Annotated in this window: 17 protein-coding genes and 3 pseudogenes; 8 read left to right on the plus strand and 12 right to left on the minus strand. The window is 70.1% G+C overall.

Annotation, left to right across the window (positions count from 1 at the left end; translation table 11 throughout):
- Together ABZ208_RS33770 and ABZ208_RS33775 are read right to left on the minus strand one after the other, a co-directional pair.
- Positions 1 to 419: pseudogene (locus ABZ208_RS33770) on the minus strand (universal stress protein); the annotation flags it as partial.
- Between the two features lie 828 nt (positions 420 to 1,247).
- The gene (locus ABZ208_RS33775; RefSeq protein ID WP_356913264.1) at positions 1,248 to 1,547 is read right to left on the minus strand and encodes a hypothetical protein; all 300 of its coding nucleotides are present in this window, start codon (positions 1,545 to 1,547) and stop codon (positions 1,248 to 1,250) included.
- A 271-nt stretch (positions 1,548 to 1,818) separates the two neighbouring features.
- Here ABZ208_RS33775 and ABZ208_RS33780 point away from each other — a divergent pair, with 271 nt between their 5' ends.
- On the plus strand, positions 1,819 to 2,970 hold the full coding sequence (locus ABZ208_RS33780; RefSeq protein WP_356913265.1) for a site-2 protease family protein: 1,152 nt from the start codon (positions 1,819 to 1,821) through the stop codon (positions 2,968 to 2,970).
- Between the two features lie 31 nt (positions 2,971 to 3,001).
- Here ABZ208_RS33780 and ABZ208_RS33785 read toward each other — a convergent pair whose 3' ends face one another.
- From ABZ208_RS33785 to ABZ208_RS33805, 5 genes are all read right to left on the minus strand, one after another.
- Complete coding sequence (locus ABZ208_RS33785; protein ID WP_356913266.1) at positions 3,002 to 3,235, minus strand: MBL fold metallo-hydrolase RNA specificity domain-containing protein; 234 nt, start codon at positions 3,233 to 3,235, stop codon at positions 3,002 to 3,004.
- A complete protein-coding gene (locus ABZ208_RS33790) occupies positions 3,236 to 4,129 on the minus strand; it encodes an MBL fold metallo-hydrolase (RefSeq protein WP_356913267.1) in 894 nt (297 codons plus the stop codon).
- Positions 4,071 to 4,439, minus strand: coding sequence for an MBL fold metallo-hydrolase (locus tag ABZ208_RS33795; RefSeq protein ID WP_356913268.1), 369 nt, complete (start codon positions 4,437 to 4,439; stop codon positions 4,071 to 4,073). The genes ABZ208_RS33790 and ABZ208_RS33795 overlap by 59 nt, the downstream gene beginning before the upstream one ends.
- Positions 4,440 to 4,754: 315 nt before the next feature.
- Positions 4,755 to 5,636: a universal stress protein gene (locus tag ABZ208_RS33800; RefSeq protein WP_356913269.1), complete on the minus strand. Its 882-nt coding sequence runs from the start codon at positions 5,634 to 5,636 to the stop codon at positions 4,755 to 4,757.
- Between the two features lie 193 nt (positions 5,637 to 5,829).
- A complete protein-coding gene (locus ABZ208_RS33805; RefSeq protein WP_356913270.1) occupies positions 5,830 to 6,252 on the minus strand; it encodes an Hsp20/alpha crystallin family protein in 423 nt (140 codons plus the stop codon).
- A 246-nt stretch (positions 6,253 to 6,498) separates the two neighbouring features.
- Between ABZ208_RS33805 and ABZ208_RS33810 the strand changes: the two genes are divergently transcribed.
- Together ABZ208_RS33810 and ABZ208_RS33815 are read left to right on the plus strand one after the other, a co-directional pair.
- Positions 6,499 to 7,371 carry a universal stress protein gene (locus ABZ208_RS33810; protein WP_356913271.1) on the plus strand — a complete coding sequence of 291 codons (873 nt, stop codon included), beginning with the start codon at positions 6,499 to 6,501 and terminating at the stop codon, positions 7,369 to 7,371.
- 57 nt (positions 7,372 to 7,428) lie between these two features.
- Positions 7,429 to 8,298: a CBS domain-containing protein gene (locus ABZ208_RS33815; protein WP_356913272.1), complete on the plus strand. Its 870-nt coding sequence runs from the start codon at positions 7,429 to 7,431 to the stop codon at positions 8,296 to 8,298.
- Positions 8,299 to 8,301: 3 nt separating this feature from the next.
- Here ABZ208_RS33815 and ABZ208_RS33820 read toward each other — a convergent pair whose 3' ends face one another.
- Positions 8,302 to 8,994: an OsmC family protein gene (locus ABZ208_RS33820; protein WP_356913273.1), complete on the minus strand. Its 693-nt coding sequence runs from the start codon at positions 8,992 to 8,994 to the stop codon at positions 8,302 to 8,304.
- Between the two features lie 404 nt (positions 8,995 to 9,398).
- Between ABZ208_RS33820 and ABZ208_RS33825 the strand changes: the two genes are divergently transcribed.
- A complete protein-coding gene (locus ABZ208_RS33825) occupies positions 9,399 to 9,698 on the plus strand; it encodes a DUF1876 domain-containing protein (RefSeq protein WP_356913274.1) in 300 nt (99 codons plus the stop codon).
- A 10-nt stretch (positions 9,699 to 9,708) separates the two neighbouring features.
- Here the strand turns inward: ABZ208_RS33825 and ABZ208_RS33830 are convergent, their stop codons facing one another.
- From ABZ208_RS33830 to ABZ208_RS33840, 3 genes are all read right to left on the minus strand, one after another.
- On the minus strand, positions 9,709 to 10,698 hold the full coding sequence (locus ABZ208_RS33830) for a nitroreductase (protein ID WP_356913275.1): 990 nt from the start codon (positions 10,696 to 10,698) through the stop codon (positions 9,709 to 9,711).
- A gap of 22 nt (positions 10,699 to 10,720) precedes the next feature.
- On the minus strand, positions 10,721 to 10,852 hold the full coding sequence (locus ABZ208_RS33835) for a hypothetical protein (RefSeq protein WP_356913276.1): 132 nt from the start codon (positions 10,850 to 10,852) through the stop codon (positions 10,721 to 10,723).
- Between the two features lie 301 nt (positions 10,853 to 11,153).
- Positions 11,154 to 11,561, minus strand: coding sequence for a DUF302 domain-containing protein (locus tag ABZ208_RS33840; RefSeq protein WP_356913277.1), 408 nt, complete (start codon positions 11,559 to 11,561; stop codon positions 11,154 to 11,156).
- A gap of 185 nt (positions 11,562 to 11,746) precedes the next feature.
- Between ABZ208_RS33840 and ABZ208_RS33845 the strand changes: the two are divergent.
- The 3 genes and pseudogenes from ABZ208_RS33845 (at position 11,747) to ABZ208_RS33855 (ending at position 14,240) form a co-directional block, all read left to right on the plus strand.
- Positions 11,747 to 13,112: pseudogene (locus tag ABZ208_RS33845) on the plus strand (MBL fold metallo-hydrolase).
- 29 nt (positions 13,113 to 13,141) lie between these two features.
- Positions 13,142 to 13,501 (plus strand): rhodanese-like domain-containing protein, encoded by a 360-nt coding sequence (locus ABZ208_RS33850; protein WP_356913278.1) that lies wholly within the window; start codon positions 13,142 to 13,144, stop codon positions 13,499 to 13,501.
- A pseudogene (locus tag ABZ208_RS33855) lies at positions 13,498 to 14,240 on the plus strand (sulfite exporter TauE/SafE family protein). Before ABZ208_RS33850 ends, ABZ208_RS33855 begins: the two are co-directional and overlap by 4 nt.
- An 8-nt stretch (positions 14,241 to 14,248) precedes the next feature.
- On the opposite strand, the gene ABZ208_RS33860 reads toward ABZ208_RS33855, so the two are convergent.
- Complete coding sequence (locus tag ABZ208_RS33860) at positions 14,249 to 14,527, minus strand: metal-sensitive transcriptional regulator (RefSeq protein ID WP_356913279.1); 279 nt, start codon at positions 14,525 to 14,527, stop codon at positions 14,249 to 14,251.
- 91 nt (positions 14,528 to 14,618) lie between these two features.
- Here ABZ208_RS33860 and ABZ208_RS33865 point away from each other — a divergent pair, with 91 nt between their 5' ends.
- Positions 14,619 to 15,185, plus strand: coding sequence for a rhodanese-like domain-containing protein (locus tag ABZ208_RS33865; protein WP_356913280.1), 567 nt, complete (start codon positions 14,619 to 14,621; stop codon positions 15,183 to 15,185).
- Positions 15,186 to 15,524 lie beyond the last annotated feature (339 nt).

A 15,524-nucleotide genomic window follows, 5' to 3' on the forward strand; every position in this document is an offset into this window, starting at 1 on the left:
TTTGAGCGTGACCACACCGTTGGTCACATGCACCTGGACCGCGCCTGGGAAGAGCCCCAATGTCTCGTCCAGGATCTCGTCGTCGATCTCCCGGCTGCTGCTCGCCATGCCCCGGGACCCGACGACCACCAACTCCGCTCCGCGCGACTGTGCCTCCAGCACCGTCAACCACCGTTCACCACGGCATGGGTGACGTCCACCTCCGGCGTCACCGTCCTGGCGCGCGCCACCGCCTCGGCCACCAGTTGCTCGACCACGTTCCGCAACCCGCCTTCGGGCCTGCCCGGCGTCGACGGCCCCAGGGGTAGATGCATCGTGGGCCAGATGAACGCATGCACAACCCGCCCTCCCGCCGCCGCCTCCACCACGGCAAGACTTGACGCCGAGCCATCCACTCCCACGACCACCAGACCGCTCACCGCACCTCCCTCACTCGCACGCCCGCACCCCAAGCCTCACCCGTCATTTGCTCTGCTAAGTGACCACCAGTGGCGACGCCCCAATGCTGCTCGAAGAGACGGCGATCGTGTACGTCACCAGCGGTACGTGTCCGGTCTCCGCGCCGCAGCCGGTGTGGCACCTCACCCCGTGCGGGCGGGCGACGAGGATCGGGGGCGATGCGGCCCTGTCAGGGCGGCGCTTGAAGACCAGGTCCGACCCGTTTTCGGTCCGCAGATATGTCAGTCACTGGCTGGGGGCCGCTGCCGGGCGGCGCGCCGAGTCCTCGTTGCTGCCTGCCGGGGACGATCGGCGCTGTGACGGCCAACGGCGAGGCCGCTAGGAGCGGAACACGGCTCCCGAGCACGCATTCCCGCGTGACACGGCCCGTCGAAGGCTGATGGCTCGCTACGGTTACGCACCGTGGTACAGGCGATCGAGGCCGACGAGGAGCACCTCACCGCGGGCCTCCGCCGCGCGTAGTTCAGGGCTGAAACCGGCACCGCTGTAGCACGCAGGCCTTGCCCGGCCGACGTCTTCGCCGCTGTCGGCAATAGTGCCAACACGTGGCGCAGACGTTCCAGGTTGTCGAGATCCATGATCTCGTTCCAGTGCGCTTTGTCCGACCGACAGCAGGGCGCCCGGCCGGTGGTCCGACTCAGCGCGCACGACCCCCTCGATGTCGAATGCCGTGGAACCCTGCGGACCCGGAATGGAACCGTGGGACACGGTTCCGGCAGGTGCCCCGAAAGTGTCAGGTGCGGCGAATTCCGCAGCCCAGTTCCGTCACATCTGGGCGAAGTCCGGTGCTACCACCAATGCGTCGAAGAGCCGTCGAAGTCGTCCGGACCTGTCGGGGTGTCGTCGGAGACGAACTCGTACCGGTATGCGGGGGCTCCTCCCACGACAGCGTGCACGAGCAGCGCAAGCCGTGAATCGTCGATGCCCCAGAGCCTGGCCGCCTGCCGAAGATCCAGCGGGCGGACCGCGAGCTCCAACGTGGCCAGTGCGGCCGGAACCGGCAGGGGGCGTGGCCGCGTTCCTGCCGCCGGCCGTAGCGGGTTCGGCAGTTCCGGCCGTGCACGGCCGGCTGTCACACGGCGGGACATCGGTGCTCGACCTCGTTCGCCTTCATACGCGGCCAGGCCTTAGGGCCCAGGATGGGCGGCCCCACCAGGAAGGGCCGAATGGTCCCTGCGATGTGCCCCTTGTGGGCCTGTGCCGCACAGGCCGGTGGCGCTTCACTGGAATTGACGAGGAGGACAGGACGAGGCCACGGAGCAGCGGAGCGAGACCGCGCACCGTGCAATCAGGATCCACGAGAAGTGGATGGTCCTCCCCGCCGTTTCTGTGCCGACACGGTCGAGCTGGGAGTACACAGTGCGCGCGACGCTTCCGCTGGGACGCATTGCCGGCGTCCGGATCGGAGTGCACTGGAGCGTGTTCCTCGTCTTCGCCATCATCGCGCTCGGTCTCGCGCAGGGTCGGCTGCCGGAGACGCACCCCGGACACGCCCCGGTCGTGTACTGGCTGACCGGGCTGGCAGCGGCCGTGGTCTTTTTCGCCTCACTGCTCGCCCACGAACTCGCCCACGCCGTTGTGGCTCGCCGCAACGGCGTCGAAGTCGACGACATCGTGCTGTGGTTTCTCGGCGGAGCGGCCCGGCTCAAGTCGGAGGCGTCCAGCCCTGCCGCCGAGGTGCGCATCGCGGGTGTCGGCCCCCTCGTGAGCCTCGTGCTCGGCGGCCTCTTCGCGGCAGGGGCGTGGCTGCTCGCCCGGGCATCCGCGTCAGGTCTTGCCGTGGAGGGCATGGTGTGGCTGGCCGGCATCAATTTGCTGCTCGCCGTGTTCAACGCCGTTCCCGCAGCGCCGCTCGACGGAGGGCGGCTGCTGCGGGCCTTCCTGTGGTGGCGGACGGGGGACCGGCTGCGGGCGACGGCGGGGGCGGCGACGGCGGGTCGGATCTTCGGCTGGTTCCTTGCCGTGCTGGGACTGCTTCTCCTGATGAGGACGGGTTCCTTCGCCGGGCTGTGGCTGGCCGTGATCGGCTGGTTCCTCGTCGCGGCGGCCACCTTGGAGGGGAGGCAGGCAGAGCTGCGCGCCACCCTCGCCGGCGTCCCGGTGCGTCAGGCCATGACCCCGGATCCGGTCTCGGTACCGGCCGGTCTCCCCGTCGACAGGTTCCTGGCCGACCCGCTGTACCGGTTCCGGCATTCCGCGTTCCCGGTGACCGGGGACGGCGGAGCCCCGGTCGGCCTGGTGACACTGGACGCTGCCAGAGCGGTGCAGGGGGAGCGGCAGAGCGTCGTGACGGTGGGCGACGTGATGCTGCCCCTGTCCCAGGTCGCCGTGGCACGGCCGGACGATGCGCTCACGGATCTTCTGCCACGCATGCAGCCGGGTGCCGCGCACCGAGTTCTGGTGCTGGATGGCACCTGGCTCATCGGCATCCTCTCCGCATCGGACATCAGCCGCACCGTGGCGTGGCTGATGCATTCCGGCCCTGGGGAAAGCGGTCACGCGCGCTGGTGACCGCACCGTGTTCACTCCCGGGCGGCACGTCTCAGCGGACGAGGACCGCCTCACCGGAGCGGGGTACGACCGCGGTCCAGCCCAGCTCCCGGTCAATGCGCTCGCGCAGCGTTGCGGCGGCGTCGGGCTCGCCGTGCACCAGGTACGTCGTGTGCGGTGCGGGAGCCCCGCGAAGCCAGTCGAGGAGCTGGCCGGCGTCGGCGTGCGCCGAGAAGTGCGGGACGTTCGCGATCTCGGCGCGCAGGGGCACGTACTCGCCGAACATCTAGAGCGTGCGTGCGCCGTCCACCAGATCCCGAGCCCGTGTGCCCTCGGCAGCGAATCCCACGATCACCACGGCGTTGCGGGAATCGGGCAGCAGACGCCGTAGATGGTGCAGCACGCGTCCGCCGGTCGCCATGCCGGCCGCGGAGACGATCACGGCCGGACCCTGGGCGTGGTTGATCTCGATGGACTCCTGGACCGTGCGGGTGGCGAGGAAGGGTTCGGGGCTGAGGACGGCCGTGCCGTGCGCGGCGACATCGGGACGTAGCTCTCGCGCCTGCGCCCGGATCGCGTCGCGATAGACGTCCAGGGCGGCCAAGGCCATGGGGCTGTCCACGTACACGGGCACCGACGCGGGCAGAACTCCCGCCCGGCGCAGTCCGGCGAGTTCGTGGAGGACGACCTCGGTGCGGTCGAGGGCGAAGGCGGGGATGATCACAGTGCCGCCGCGGCTGAGCGCACGGGTCAGTACGGCGGTGAAACCGGCGCGTCCCGCTTCGTCGTCGTGCCGGCGATTGCCGTACGTCGACTCCATGAGCAGCATGTCCGCGCCGGAGAAGGGCTCGGCCGGGCGGAGCAGCGGGTGCCCGGGGCGGCCGAGGTCGCCGCTGACGGCCAGGGTGTGCCCGCCCTCCAGGGTGAGGCGGCCCCAGGCCGATCCGAGGATGTGGCCGGCACCGCGCAGTGTCAGCCGGGTCCCGGCCATGATCTCGATCTCGGTGTCGATCGGCACCGGATCGAAGTACTTGAGCGTGGTGTCGACGTCATTGTCGTCGTACAGCGGCTTGGCGGGCCGGTGCTTGGACCAGCCCCGTTCATTGGCGTGCTGGGCCTGCTCAATCTGGAGGCGCGCGCTGTCCCAGCACGATCTCCGCGAGCCGGGCCGTGTACGCACTGGTCAGGATCGGGCCGCGGAAGCCATGGCGGACGAGCCGGGGCAGGTAACCGCAGTGGTCGAGATGGGCGTGGGTGACGACCACGGCGTGGATGTCCCCGGCATCGCAGGGCAGCGTTCGCCAGTTGCGGCGCCGCAGGTCGGCAAGGCCCTGGAAGAGCCCGCAGTCGACGAGGATGCGGGCGTGGTCGCTCTCGACGAGGAACTTGCTTCCGGTGACGGTGCCCACGCCGCCGAGGAAGGTCAGGACCGCCGGTCTGGACCGCCGGTCGCGGCGCGCTGTGGTGTTGTTCGCAGCCGTTTCCTCCATGGGAGCAGCCCTCGAATATGAGGAACGGCTTCCACCTTCACACGGCGTGCCCACCTCCGCCCGGGCCGGATGATCCCCAGGGGGACCGCCTGCCCTGCTCGCGGTCGCAGTCCACGCCTCCAGGCTGCGTCAGCGGCACGCCTCGCACTTGGGCCAGGAGGTCCCCGCTGTGTACCCATGCGGCCTTGGTCCGTGGCAGGTCGGGGCATGCCGTGTTGTGCCCGCCGTCGTCGTGTCCTCCACGAGGGATCCGCGGATTCCACGGCGATCGTGCCGAGTGCCGTGCGCAGGAAACCCTCTTGTCGGGCACGGCGATCAGTCGTGGGCGACGATGGCGACGGGCGCCGGCGAGTGGTGGGTCACCGCGTGGGTGATCGGGCCGATGTGAGCTCCCAGGGGGGACTTGCGGATGTGCCGGCCGACGACCACGAGATCGGCGTCGGTGGCGCAGTGGATCAGCTGTTCTCCAGCAGAGCCCACAAGGGCCTGCTCGACGACGTCCACCGACGGGAACTTCTGCCGCCAGGGCATCAGCAGGTCGGCGAGCGCGCGGTCGACTTCCGCGGCTGCCTCCCGGCGGACTCCATGATCGAGCAGGGGATCCTGGGCGACGACCAGGGGGAGCGACCAGCCGTACACGGCGCGCAGCGTGCAGTCGCGCCGTGCGGCTTCGTCGAAGGCGAAGGCCAGGAGCGCGTCGCAGGGCTGGTGGACGTCCACACCGACGACCAGGTCGCGGTAGGGGCCGGTACGGGCGGGCGGCGGCACGTCGTCCGCCCGCGTGGCCGCTCGTACGAGCACGACCGGCCGCTCGGTGGCGCTGATCGTGGGCAGGCCGACCGAGCCGATGAGGAACCCCGTGATGCGGCTGAGCCCACGCGAACCGAGGACCAGCAGGTCCGCCTCGCCCGCCTCGACGGACAGGGCCGCCGGGGGCCGTGCGGAGAGCCTCCGGGTGGTGATCTCCAGCCCGGGATGGCGCTTCCGCAGGTCGTTCGCGACCTCGGTCAGCATGTCGTCGGACCAACGCTGCTGCTTCTCGGGGCCGGTCACCGGCATGGTGACCGATGCGGGCCAGTCCTCGGCGTAGACGAGGCGCAGCGGCAGGCTGCGCAGCGCGGCCTCGTCGGCGGCCCACGCCGCCGCCCAGCGGCTTTCGGGCGAGCCGTCCACGCCGGCGGTCAGATGACGGGTCATGGTGCTGATCTCCTTCGGGGCCATGTGTGCGGCTTCCCTCCCAGCGTCACCAGCAGCGCGCGGTGACAGCAGAGGCCGAGAGTCGCCCGCGGGGGCCGAACGAACCTGCTCACGACCACGAGGAGGTAGCTCCCTGCAGGGAGGCGCCTGGGCGGGATGTGCCGCAGTCCGCCCAGGCGTCCAGGGATGCGCGTCATGTGGTGTGCGTGATTTCGATGTGCTTCGGTTCCGGCTTCTCTTCGACGAGGCCGACGCTGACGGTGAGCATGCCGTCGGCGTACTCGGCGCGGACGTCGTTCTCGTCCGTGCTCTTGGGCAGGGTGAGACTGCGGGTGATCGATCCGTAGCGGATCTCGCTGCGGTGCTTGTCGACGTCGCGCTCGGTGCGCTCGGCCTTGATGGTGAGGACGCCGTCCTCGACGGTTACGTCGAGATCCTTGACGTCGATGCCGGGGAGTTCGGCACGGACGATGTACCGGCTTCCCTCGGTGTATTCCTCGAGCCTCATCGTGTACAGGTCCGCCATGGCCGGCATGGTGAATCGAGCGGGGAAAGCCTCGAACCAGTCGGGCAGGTCGGGAAACGGGAATTTCTGCTTGCGTGCGAGTACAGCCATGACCAGGCTCCTCGGTATCGCGGATACTGCATGTCCAGTCCACCGCACCAGGTTCAAGATCGCAGGGGTCGAACGGGCAGCATCGGGGGCCGAAGGTCCCCAGGCTCGCCGATTCACGGGCGAACGGCTCCGCGAAGAGGGGACCACTCGGTCCTGCCGCGCTGAACTCCCCGGCGTAGCGTGTTGATATGAGCCGGCCGCAGCCGGTGGCTGCCGCCACCTGGGATGCAGACCGGTGGAGGAGCTATGGCACCTACCCGTGTACTCCCGATCGTCTTCGGCGTCGACGCCGTAAACCGGAATGCCGCCCTGGACTGGGCGATCGACGAAGCCGCCCGCCGCGGGGTGCCACTGCAGTTGGTCCACGCGGTGCTGCCGGTGACCCATCACGTGCGCGGCGTTGAGGAGACCGCCCATCACAAGGCCTTGCGGCAGCTGGGTGACGAGGCACTCGACAAGGCCATGGCTCGCTCCCATGAACGGCAGCCTGATCTTGAGGTGACGACGTTCATCACGGACGCCAATCCGGCGCAGGCGCTGGTGCGACAGTCCGCGCACGCGGGGCTGATGGTTCTCGGCTCGCGTCGACTGGGCCGGCTGGCGGAGGTGCTCAGCGCCGCCTCAACGGCCGTACCGGTGAGTGCGAACGCCGCCTGTCCGGTGGTCGTGGTGCCGGACACCGAGCGCACGGTGGAGGAGCCGCCGTACCTCGTGGTCGGGGTGGACGGGAGCCCGTCGGCCGACGCAGCCCTGGACCATGCCCTGGAAGCCGCCGCCTCGCGCGGTGCCTCGGTACGCGCGGTGTGGGCGTGGCAACGCCCGCTGCTGGGATTCCTCGACGAGCAGGCCGCACTCGAGTCGTGCCACCGGCAGCTGCACGAAGCAACCGCGGGGCGATCCGCTGCCTACCGGGACGTGCCGCTGAGCCATACGGTGCTGCGGGGGCACCCGGTCGAGGCGCTGGCGAAGGCCGCCGAGCATGCCCTCGCCGTGGTCGTCGGCCGCCGTGGCCGGGAGGGCTTCACCGGCATGCGGCTCGGCTCCGTTCCGCACGGTCTGCTGCACAGGGCCGTCTGCCCGGTGGCCACCGTGCCCCCATCGGCCTACGAGGACCGCTGAGAACCGGCAGCGGGAGACCAGGAGAGTAAGCCACTCGGCCGGAGTGAGGAGCCCGTCGTGACTGAGCGCGAGAACTTCGCGGCAGGAGCCGAAGCCCGCCGGGCGGTACCGGGCAAGGCGCTGAGGGCTGACGAGCCCCGGCGCGAGGAACTGCTGCTGCGCTACCTCGGCGCGGTGGCCTCGGTTTCCGCGAAACAGGTTGCGGCGCCGCGACCCACAGCCTCAGGGGCGGTGCCCGCCGAGCCGGCGCGCAAGGCCTCGGCACACGCAGCCGGCGCTGAACCCCCGCCCCTGCTGGTCCGTGAGGTCATGGACGTACCGGGCGCATCGGTGCGCGGAGACGTGCCGTTCGTGGACGTGGCCCGGCATCTGACCCGTGAACACGTCGGGTGCCTTCCGGTGGTCGACGCCGAGCACCATGTGCTGGGTGTGGTGTCGGAGTCCGATCTGCTGGCCAAAGCCGCCGTCGAGGCGTCGGAGCACCGTCCGGGCGCGCTCGGACGGTTGAGGGAACGGCGGCTGCACGACAAGGCACGCGGCGAGACCGCCGAGACGCTGATGACCACGCCGGCCGTCACTGTGTACCCCGGCCAAACGGTCGCCGAAGCGGCCTGGCTGGTGTCCCTGTCCCGTCTCAAGCGTTTGCCGGTGACGGACCACGACGGACGCCTCGTCGGTGTGGTGCACAGGAACGCCCTGCTCAACGCCCTGATACGTGATGACGCCGAAATCCGAGAGGAGATCGAGTCCAGGATCTTCGCCGAACACTTCCCGGCCGCCGCCCCAAGCGCCGTGGAGGTCACCGTACGCAACGGCGTGGTCGACCTCAGTGGCCACATGGCGGAGGCCGATGTGCCACGGCTCCTTGCGCAGATCAAGGCTCTCGACGACGTGACCGCAGTGATCGACCACCTCAGCGGTGCGTGAGTGTCACCGCGTGAGGCCGACCCCCGACTCCCGTGCGGCAGACTCGGGGTCCCGGTACCCGCTCAGCGTGAAGGTGATTTCGGGCGGGGCCTCGAGCGTGTTCTTGACGGTGCAGTGTGAGATCACCGCTTGCATGGCCGCGGCACGGGACGGTGGCAACTCGGGGACGTCGACACAGATGCTCAGCGAAGCGACGCGCGGCGGGGGTTCTGAAGCCATCGTGTAGTCGCAGGCGACACGGAGCCCCTTGCGCGCAATGCCGTGGCGGTCGAGGAACCGCCCGGCGTAGTGCGCGACGCACGACGTCACAGCCGCCACGAACAGTTCCACCGGCGTCGGCGCCGTGTCATGACCACCGTCCGGGACAGGCTGGTCAACCGTCAGTACGTGGCCTCGCATCGTGACTTCATAGGCATCGCCGGAGATCGGGGTGACCTCCGCGTGTCCCGCCCTGCCCGCTGGCGGGCGATCGACCGCTTCGGCCTGGAACAGCAGAAGTCCGGCTATCCGTCTGGCCTCTTCAGGCGTCAGGGAAGCCCAGACCTCACTTCTGTCATACGGTTCGCGCACGGTATCGAGGACCACTCGCCCCATCTCGGCAGGGAGCCCCTCGGACACGAACCTGGAGACGCTGATCGTACGGCCACAGCCTGTGCGCACTGTTTCCGCCTGCGTAACCGACTGCTTCTCGGACACGATGCCACCATCCGGACTCGTTGGTTCTTGCCTCGTCCTGCGGGCGCCAGTGCACCGCGGGTCCGACGCTCGGCGGCCTGGGGCGTCGCGTCTCATGACGGCCGCCGCGTGGATTGCCTCGCCACCAACGGCCCGGTGCGTCTGACCGTTCCTTCCCGCTGTAGATGCTTGGTGACTCCGAGCGTGGCATTCGAGGGCCGCCGCGGACAGGGCCGACCGGGCCCGACCAGGGGGCTGATGGCCCCTGTGCCGGCGCGCGCCAGGTGCTTCCTCTCGGTCCCGCCGCACCGGCCTCATTCGGGCGGGGTCTGAGTGGCGCGCGGTCACGGGCGGACGGGAGGATCCTGAGGTGGGGACCGGCCGAGGAGGCCGGTCGCCACCGCTCGCCGACGAGGAGGTACGAGATGACACGGACGCTGGAATGGAAGGTCCGCCTGTACCTGTTCGAGGAGGACGGCACGACGAAGGCCCGGGCCTCGCTCGACACCGGCAATGCGATGCTCACAGGCCGCGGCAGTGCGCGGTGCAGCCCGGAGGACGTTGACATACCCGAGATCGGTGACGAACTCGCGGCGGGCCGCGCCATGAGCGATCTCGCCGGTCAGCTGATGCAGGTGGCGGACCGTGATATCAAGTCGGTGAACCCGATGAACCGCAGCGGCCGCCCCGGGTCGCCGTACGGCTGGCCGGAAGCCGCAACGTAGGCGGTCGGCGTCATACGACGTCGAGAACCTCACCCACCGGCCGGCGGGGAGTGGCCGGACCGACAGGCCCGTATCCCAGGCGGATCACCATGTGCACGTAGCCCACCGCCGAGCTCGGGTCCCTGACGGCCCAGCGGAGTTCGGGCCACTCCAGTGCCTGGGAGGTCAGGGACGCGACCAATCCGTCCTGGGTTGCCTGGAGCAGGACGCGTTCCATGGCCTGACCTGCCCGGAGCCAGTCCATCGGATGGTCGGTGGACGTGCCCAGCAGCGCGAGACGGGGCCACTTCTCGAACTTGGCAGTTTCGCGCCCGGGTACAGCTCGGCGTCCGGCGAAATCCCGTACCGGCACGTTCGCGCCCCACTGACGGGGACCGAACGCCTCGGCAGGAATTCCCTCCGGCCGCGTAGCGTCGCTTCCGTCTGCGGTCTGCGTCCAGCGGGCCACTTCCTCGCGGACCTCGGGGGTGAGCGCCTCACGTCCTTCGGCGTCGTGCACCAGATCGAGCAACGACTTCACGTGCCAGGCGTGGGGGAAGGTCAATCTCGCCTCTTCCAACAGAGCGGCACCCCGCAGCCCGTCCATGAGGGCTTCCGGGATCTCCTCATCGGTGAACGGGAAACGGCTGGTGTGGCGGCGGCGGACGGCCGGGTGGAGGAGAGCCAGCTCCTCGTCGGCTCCAGGGGGCCCGGAGAGGTCCACCGAGGCGAACAGCCAGGGGTCTGCCGGATCGGGGAGCAGGCTGGTGACCGCTGACCACCCGGCATGCGCCGCCGCCACGCGCAGATTGAGCAGGGCGGCGCCGCATCCGAGGTGAAGCGCACGATTCGTGGGGTCCTCCACTGGCATGGTGCGCGAGGGGTCGCCGCGCAGCTGCAGGACTCCGCTGTCGCGTAGGAAGCGGAAACTCCACGGCTGTGCGTTGTGCATCGACGGAGCGGTCGTGGCGTCCTCCACCACTTCCGCCACCGTTGCCGTGTCAGGCGGGCGTGAAGACACGGGAACCTCCTGCAGAAACAGGTCAGTGGTGGGCGACGACCACGGCCACCGGCGTGGTGGAGTGGTGCATCACCGCGTGGGTGATGGTCACCGATGCGCGGGCCCAGGTGCGACTTCCCGATGTGTCTCGCGGCGACCACCAGACCTGCGCCAACCGCTGCCACCTCAAAGCAGCTGTGTCGCCGCCGGACCGATGACGGACTTCTCCACCACTGTCACCCCGGGACACTTGTGTCGCCATGGCAGCAGTAGATCGCCGAGGATCCGGCTCGATTCTGCCCACTTCCAGCTCGAGGCCGGGGTCGATCGAGGGCGCGTAGCTGAAGACCAGGGGGAGCGTCCAGGCATCACTTGGCAGGGGGCTGCCAGATCTCGGAGCCGTAGGTGACCGGGGCGGAGTGCGGCGTGGCGTTGTCTGATGCCGGGGCGGCTGTGACCCGGGCGCCGACGGGCTGTCAGCGCCCTTCTGCGGCCGGGGCCAGGGTGCTCAGGGCGGCATCGAGGCGGGCGGTGGCTTCCGCGGCTACAGGCTTCATGGCGTCGAGGCCGGTGAGGGCGACCATGGTGTTGGGGTCCAGAGCCTGGACGAGGACATGATCGCTCTCGCGGCGGACGACGACGTTGCAGGGCAGGAGCAGGCCGATGGAGCGGTCGGCTTCCAGAGCCTGTTGGGCCAGAGGCGGGTTGCAGGCGCCCAGGATCAGGTAGTCCTCCATGTAGTGGCTGAGTTTGGCCTTCAAGGTGGCCTTCACGTCGATCTCGGTGAGGATGCCGAAGCCCTGCTCGGCCAGGGCCTGGCGGACCCTGGCGACAGCGGTGTCGAAGTCGACGGTGGCCAGGCTGACGGTGCGGTCGTAGGACATGGTGGGTGCTCACCCTTCGGTGGTGCGGAGGACCGGATTCTTGATACCCCGCCGGGTACCCGACGGCATGGAGGCAATGCCGGTCCGGGCTGTCCCACCTTTAAGAATACCCCCCCGGGTATTCCTGTTAGAGTAAATGACAGATACCCCCGGGGGTACATCCTTCCTATGGAGGAGCCGTAGTCGTGTTCTTCGTTGACACCCTGGAGTTCGAGGGCCTGGGCAACCGCAGCTATCTGGCAGGCGGCGCCCGCGTCGCGGTCGTGGTCGACCCGCCGCGCGACATCGGCCAGGTCATCGCCGCCGCGGCGAGGTGTGGGGTGCGCATCGCGTATGTGGCGGAGACGCACGTGCACAACGACTACGTCACCGGCGGTCTGGAGCTGGCCCGCGTCACCGGCGCCGCCTACTTGGTTCCGGCCGCGGCGAACGTGGCCTTCGCCCGCACCCCGATCGCTGACGGCGAGACGGTCGCGGTGGATGAGGGTCTGGCTGTTGCGGGCGATCGCCACCCCGGGTCACACCCCGCACCACACCTCCTACGTGCTGGAGGACGATGGTCAGGCGGTTGCCGCCTTCACCGGCGGCTCGTTGCTGATCGGCACGGTGGGGCGTCCCGATCTGGTCGAGCCGAGGCTGACCGAGCAGCTGGCCCGCGCCCAGCACGCATCCGCCCACCGTCTCGCCGACGAGCTGGACGACGCGGTGCCGGTGCTGCCCACCCACGGGTTCGGCAGCTTCTGCTCCTCCTCGCAGGCCGAGGGGGACGCCACCACAATCGGCAAGGAACGTACTGCCAACGACGCGCTCACCCTGGACGCGGACACCTTCGTGGAACGGATGCTGGCAGGGCTGGAGGACGTGCCCGCCTACTACGCGCACATGGGCCCGGCCAACGCCGCCGGCCCCGTACCCGTCGACCTCACCCCGCCCGAGCCCGCCGACGCCGACCGGATTGCCGAGCGGCTGGCCGCAGGTGAGTGGGTGGTGGACCTGCGCAGCCGCGTCGCCTACGCCGAAGGGCACGTGGCCGGGTCGTTCAACTTCGAGGGCGAGGGCAAGCTCGCCACGTATCTGGCCTGGCTGATCCAGTGGGGCAAGGCCGTGACTCTGCTCGCCGAGACCCCGGAGCGGATCGCGCATGCGCAGCGGGAGCTGGCACGGGTCGGCATCGACCGCCCGGCCTCCGCAGCCGCGGGCGACCCGGCGAGTTGGACCCGCGAGGGTGAGGCGCTCGCCTCGTTCGGGCGCGCCACCTTCACCGACCTCGCCACGGTGCGCGAGCGGGGCGAGGAGGTTGTGGTGCTTGATGTGCGCCGCGATTCCGAACGCGCCGCAGGTTACGTCGAGGGCTCGGTGCACATTCCGATTCACGAGCTGCACGGCAGGATCGGTGAGGTCCCGGGCGGCATGGTGTGGGTGCACTGCGCCGGCGGGATGCGCGCGGCGATCGCCGCCTCCCTCCTGGACGCCACGGGACGCCGGGTCGTCGCGGTCGACGACGGCTTCGACGCCGCCGTCGATGCGGGCTTGACCGTCACCCGCTCCTGACACCCCTCACCTGTAAGCGAAGGCACGTGATGTTCCTCTTCCGACGCGGTCAAGACCGCCTGACCCCCGAACGGGCCCGCATGCGCACTGGTGACGGCACTGTGGTGCTGTTGGATGTGCGCGAGATGCCGGAGTGGAAGTCCGGGCATGCGCCCGGCGCCCTCCATCTGCCGCTGACCCGGCTGCTGGCCGGCGCCGTCCTACCCGCCGAAGCGCAGGGCCGGCCGGTGGTGGCGATCTGTCGTTCTGGTCACCGCTCGCAGCAGGCCGCCAAGCTCCTGGCCGCGCGCGGCATCGACGTCGTCGATGTCATCGGCGGCATGACCGCTTGGGCGAAGGCCGGGCTGCCGGTGGTTGACGAGCGCGGGCAGGGCGGCTCGATAGCGTGAGCGCCCTGATCCTGGCCCTGATCGCGGGGGCGGTGGTCGGTCTGGCGCTCGGTGTGCTCGGCGGAGGCGGCAGCGTCCTGGCGGTGCCGGCGCTGATCTACCTGCTCGGTTTCACCCCCGCCGCGGCCACCACCGCAAGCCTGCTCATCGTCACCGCCACCTCCCTGACTGCCCTGTACGCACACGCGCGGGCCGGACATGTGCGCTGGAAGGCGGGAGCGGCATTCGCCGCCGCCGGCATCCTGCCCGCGGCCCTGGCCGGAGCCGCCGCCGCCCGGCTGCCCCAGGCCGTCCTCACCATCGCGTTCGCCGCCACCGGTGCCTTGGCGGCGACCCGGATGCTTCGACCTGCCGCCACGGCAATGGCCGATGACCGCGCGGTGCGGCCGGGGAAGGCGGCGGGGACCGGGGCGGGGCTGGGTGCGGGCTGCTAGGAGTGGGAGGAGGCTTCCTCGCCGTCCCGGTCCTGGTCACCGTCCTGGCCTTCGAGATGCAGGCCGCCGTCGGCACCAGCCTTCTGGTCATCTCCGCCAACTCCCTGGCTTCGCTGGCCACCCGCTCCGGCGCCGCCGTCTACCTGGACTGGGCGGTCATCGGGCCGTTCACCGCAACCGCGATCCTGGGCGCCTGGGACGGCAAACGCCTCACCGCAAAGGTATCCGGCCCCCGCCTGCAACGCCTGTTTGCCCTTGTACTGCTGGCCGTGGCCGCCTTCATGCTCGCCGACGCCCTCACATGATCCGCAGCTCAGGCCAGCGACAGGAACAGCTTCTCCAGCCTCGCCCGCATCTGCTCCCGGTCCCCGGCCGCCTGCTCCCCGTCAGTCATGCAGTGCTGCAACCCCGTCGCGATGATCGCGAACCCGGCCCGGTCCAGCGCCCGGGAGACCGCCGCGAGCTGCGTGATCACTTCCTCGCAGTCCCGGCCGTCCTCGATCATCCTGATGATTCCGGCGATCTGCCCCTGCGCCCGCCGCAACCGGTTGAGCACGCCTTTCAGCTCATCGGCCGCCATCTCCAGCTCCACACTTCCTCCTCCATGGATACCCCCTAGGGTATTCTAGTCCATTCGGGACGCCCAGCCCCGGACGAAGAAAGCGAAAGGGAACCCCATCCGCATGAGCACCCCCGCCGCCATCCACCCCGCCCAGGCTGCCGAGCGCCTGCCGCGCTACACCATCGTCGACGTGCGTACCCCCGGCGAATACGCCGCAGGCCACATTCCCGGCGCCCACAACGTCCCCCTCGGCCACCTCCACGCCGCCCTGCCCGCCCTCGAGGCAGCAGCCGCCCGCGGTGAGCTGCTGATGGTCTGCGCTTCCGGCAACCGCTCCGCCACCGCCTGCGAACAGCTCGCCGCCGCCGACGTTCCGGCCACCACTCTCACCGGCGGCACCACCGCCTGGGCCGGCCAGGGCCACCCCGTCCAGCGTGACGAGACGGCCAAGGCCGCCTGGCCCATGGAACGCCAGGTTCGCCTCGCCGCCGGAGCCCTCGTCATGGCCGGCCTCGCGCTCGGTACCCGCTACCGGCCCGCCCGCTGGCTGTCCGCCGCCATCGGAGGCGGCCTGGTCTTCTCAGCCGCCACCAACACCTGCGGCATGGCCGCCCTGCTGGCCAAACTGCCCCACAACCAGCCCCGCACCACCGACCTCAACGCCACGCTCGAAACCCTCGGACAGTAGCCCCGCCTATTGCGGCAGCCGCCCGCGCCCACGCAGGATCGGTCGCGGCGACGAAGGCCCTGCTGGAGCGTGTGCGCACCCACGAGCAGACCGCCACCGAGCAGAACGTCCCCACCGCTCTTCCTCAACCGTGGGCGTCATGCCTGGGCGGGGGGCCTGTCCCCTCGGGCTGCGCGGGCCGGGCACCGTTGCTGCCTCGGCGGTCAGGTCCCGCTCCAGACGGGCGAACCTGCCGTAGGGGTGGACAGAGCATGGACCCCATGGAGTAGCAGTCTCCTGCCACCGGCCGGCAGCGCTCGTCCAGGACGCAGCCGGCCGGGTCATTCCCGGCCTGTGGGC

Source organism: Streptomyces sp. NPDC006208 (assembly GCF_040613775.1).
Taxonomy (GTDB): Bacteria; Actinomycetota; Actinomycetes; order Streptomycetales; family Streptomycetaceae; genus Streptomyces.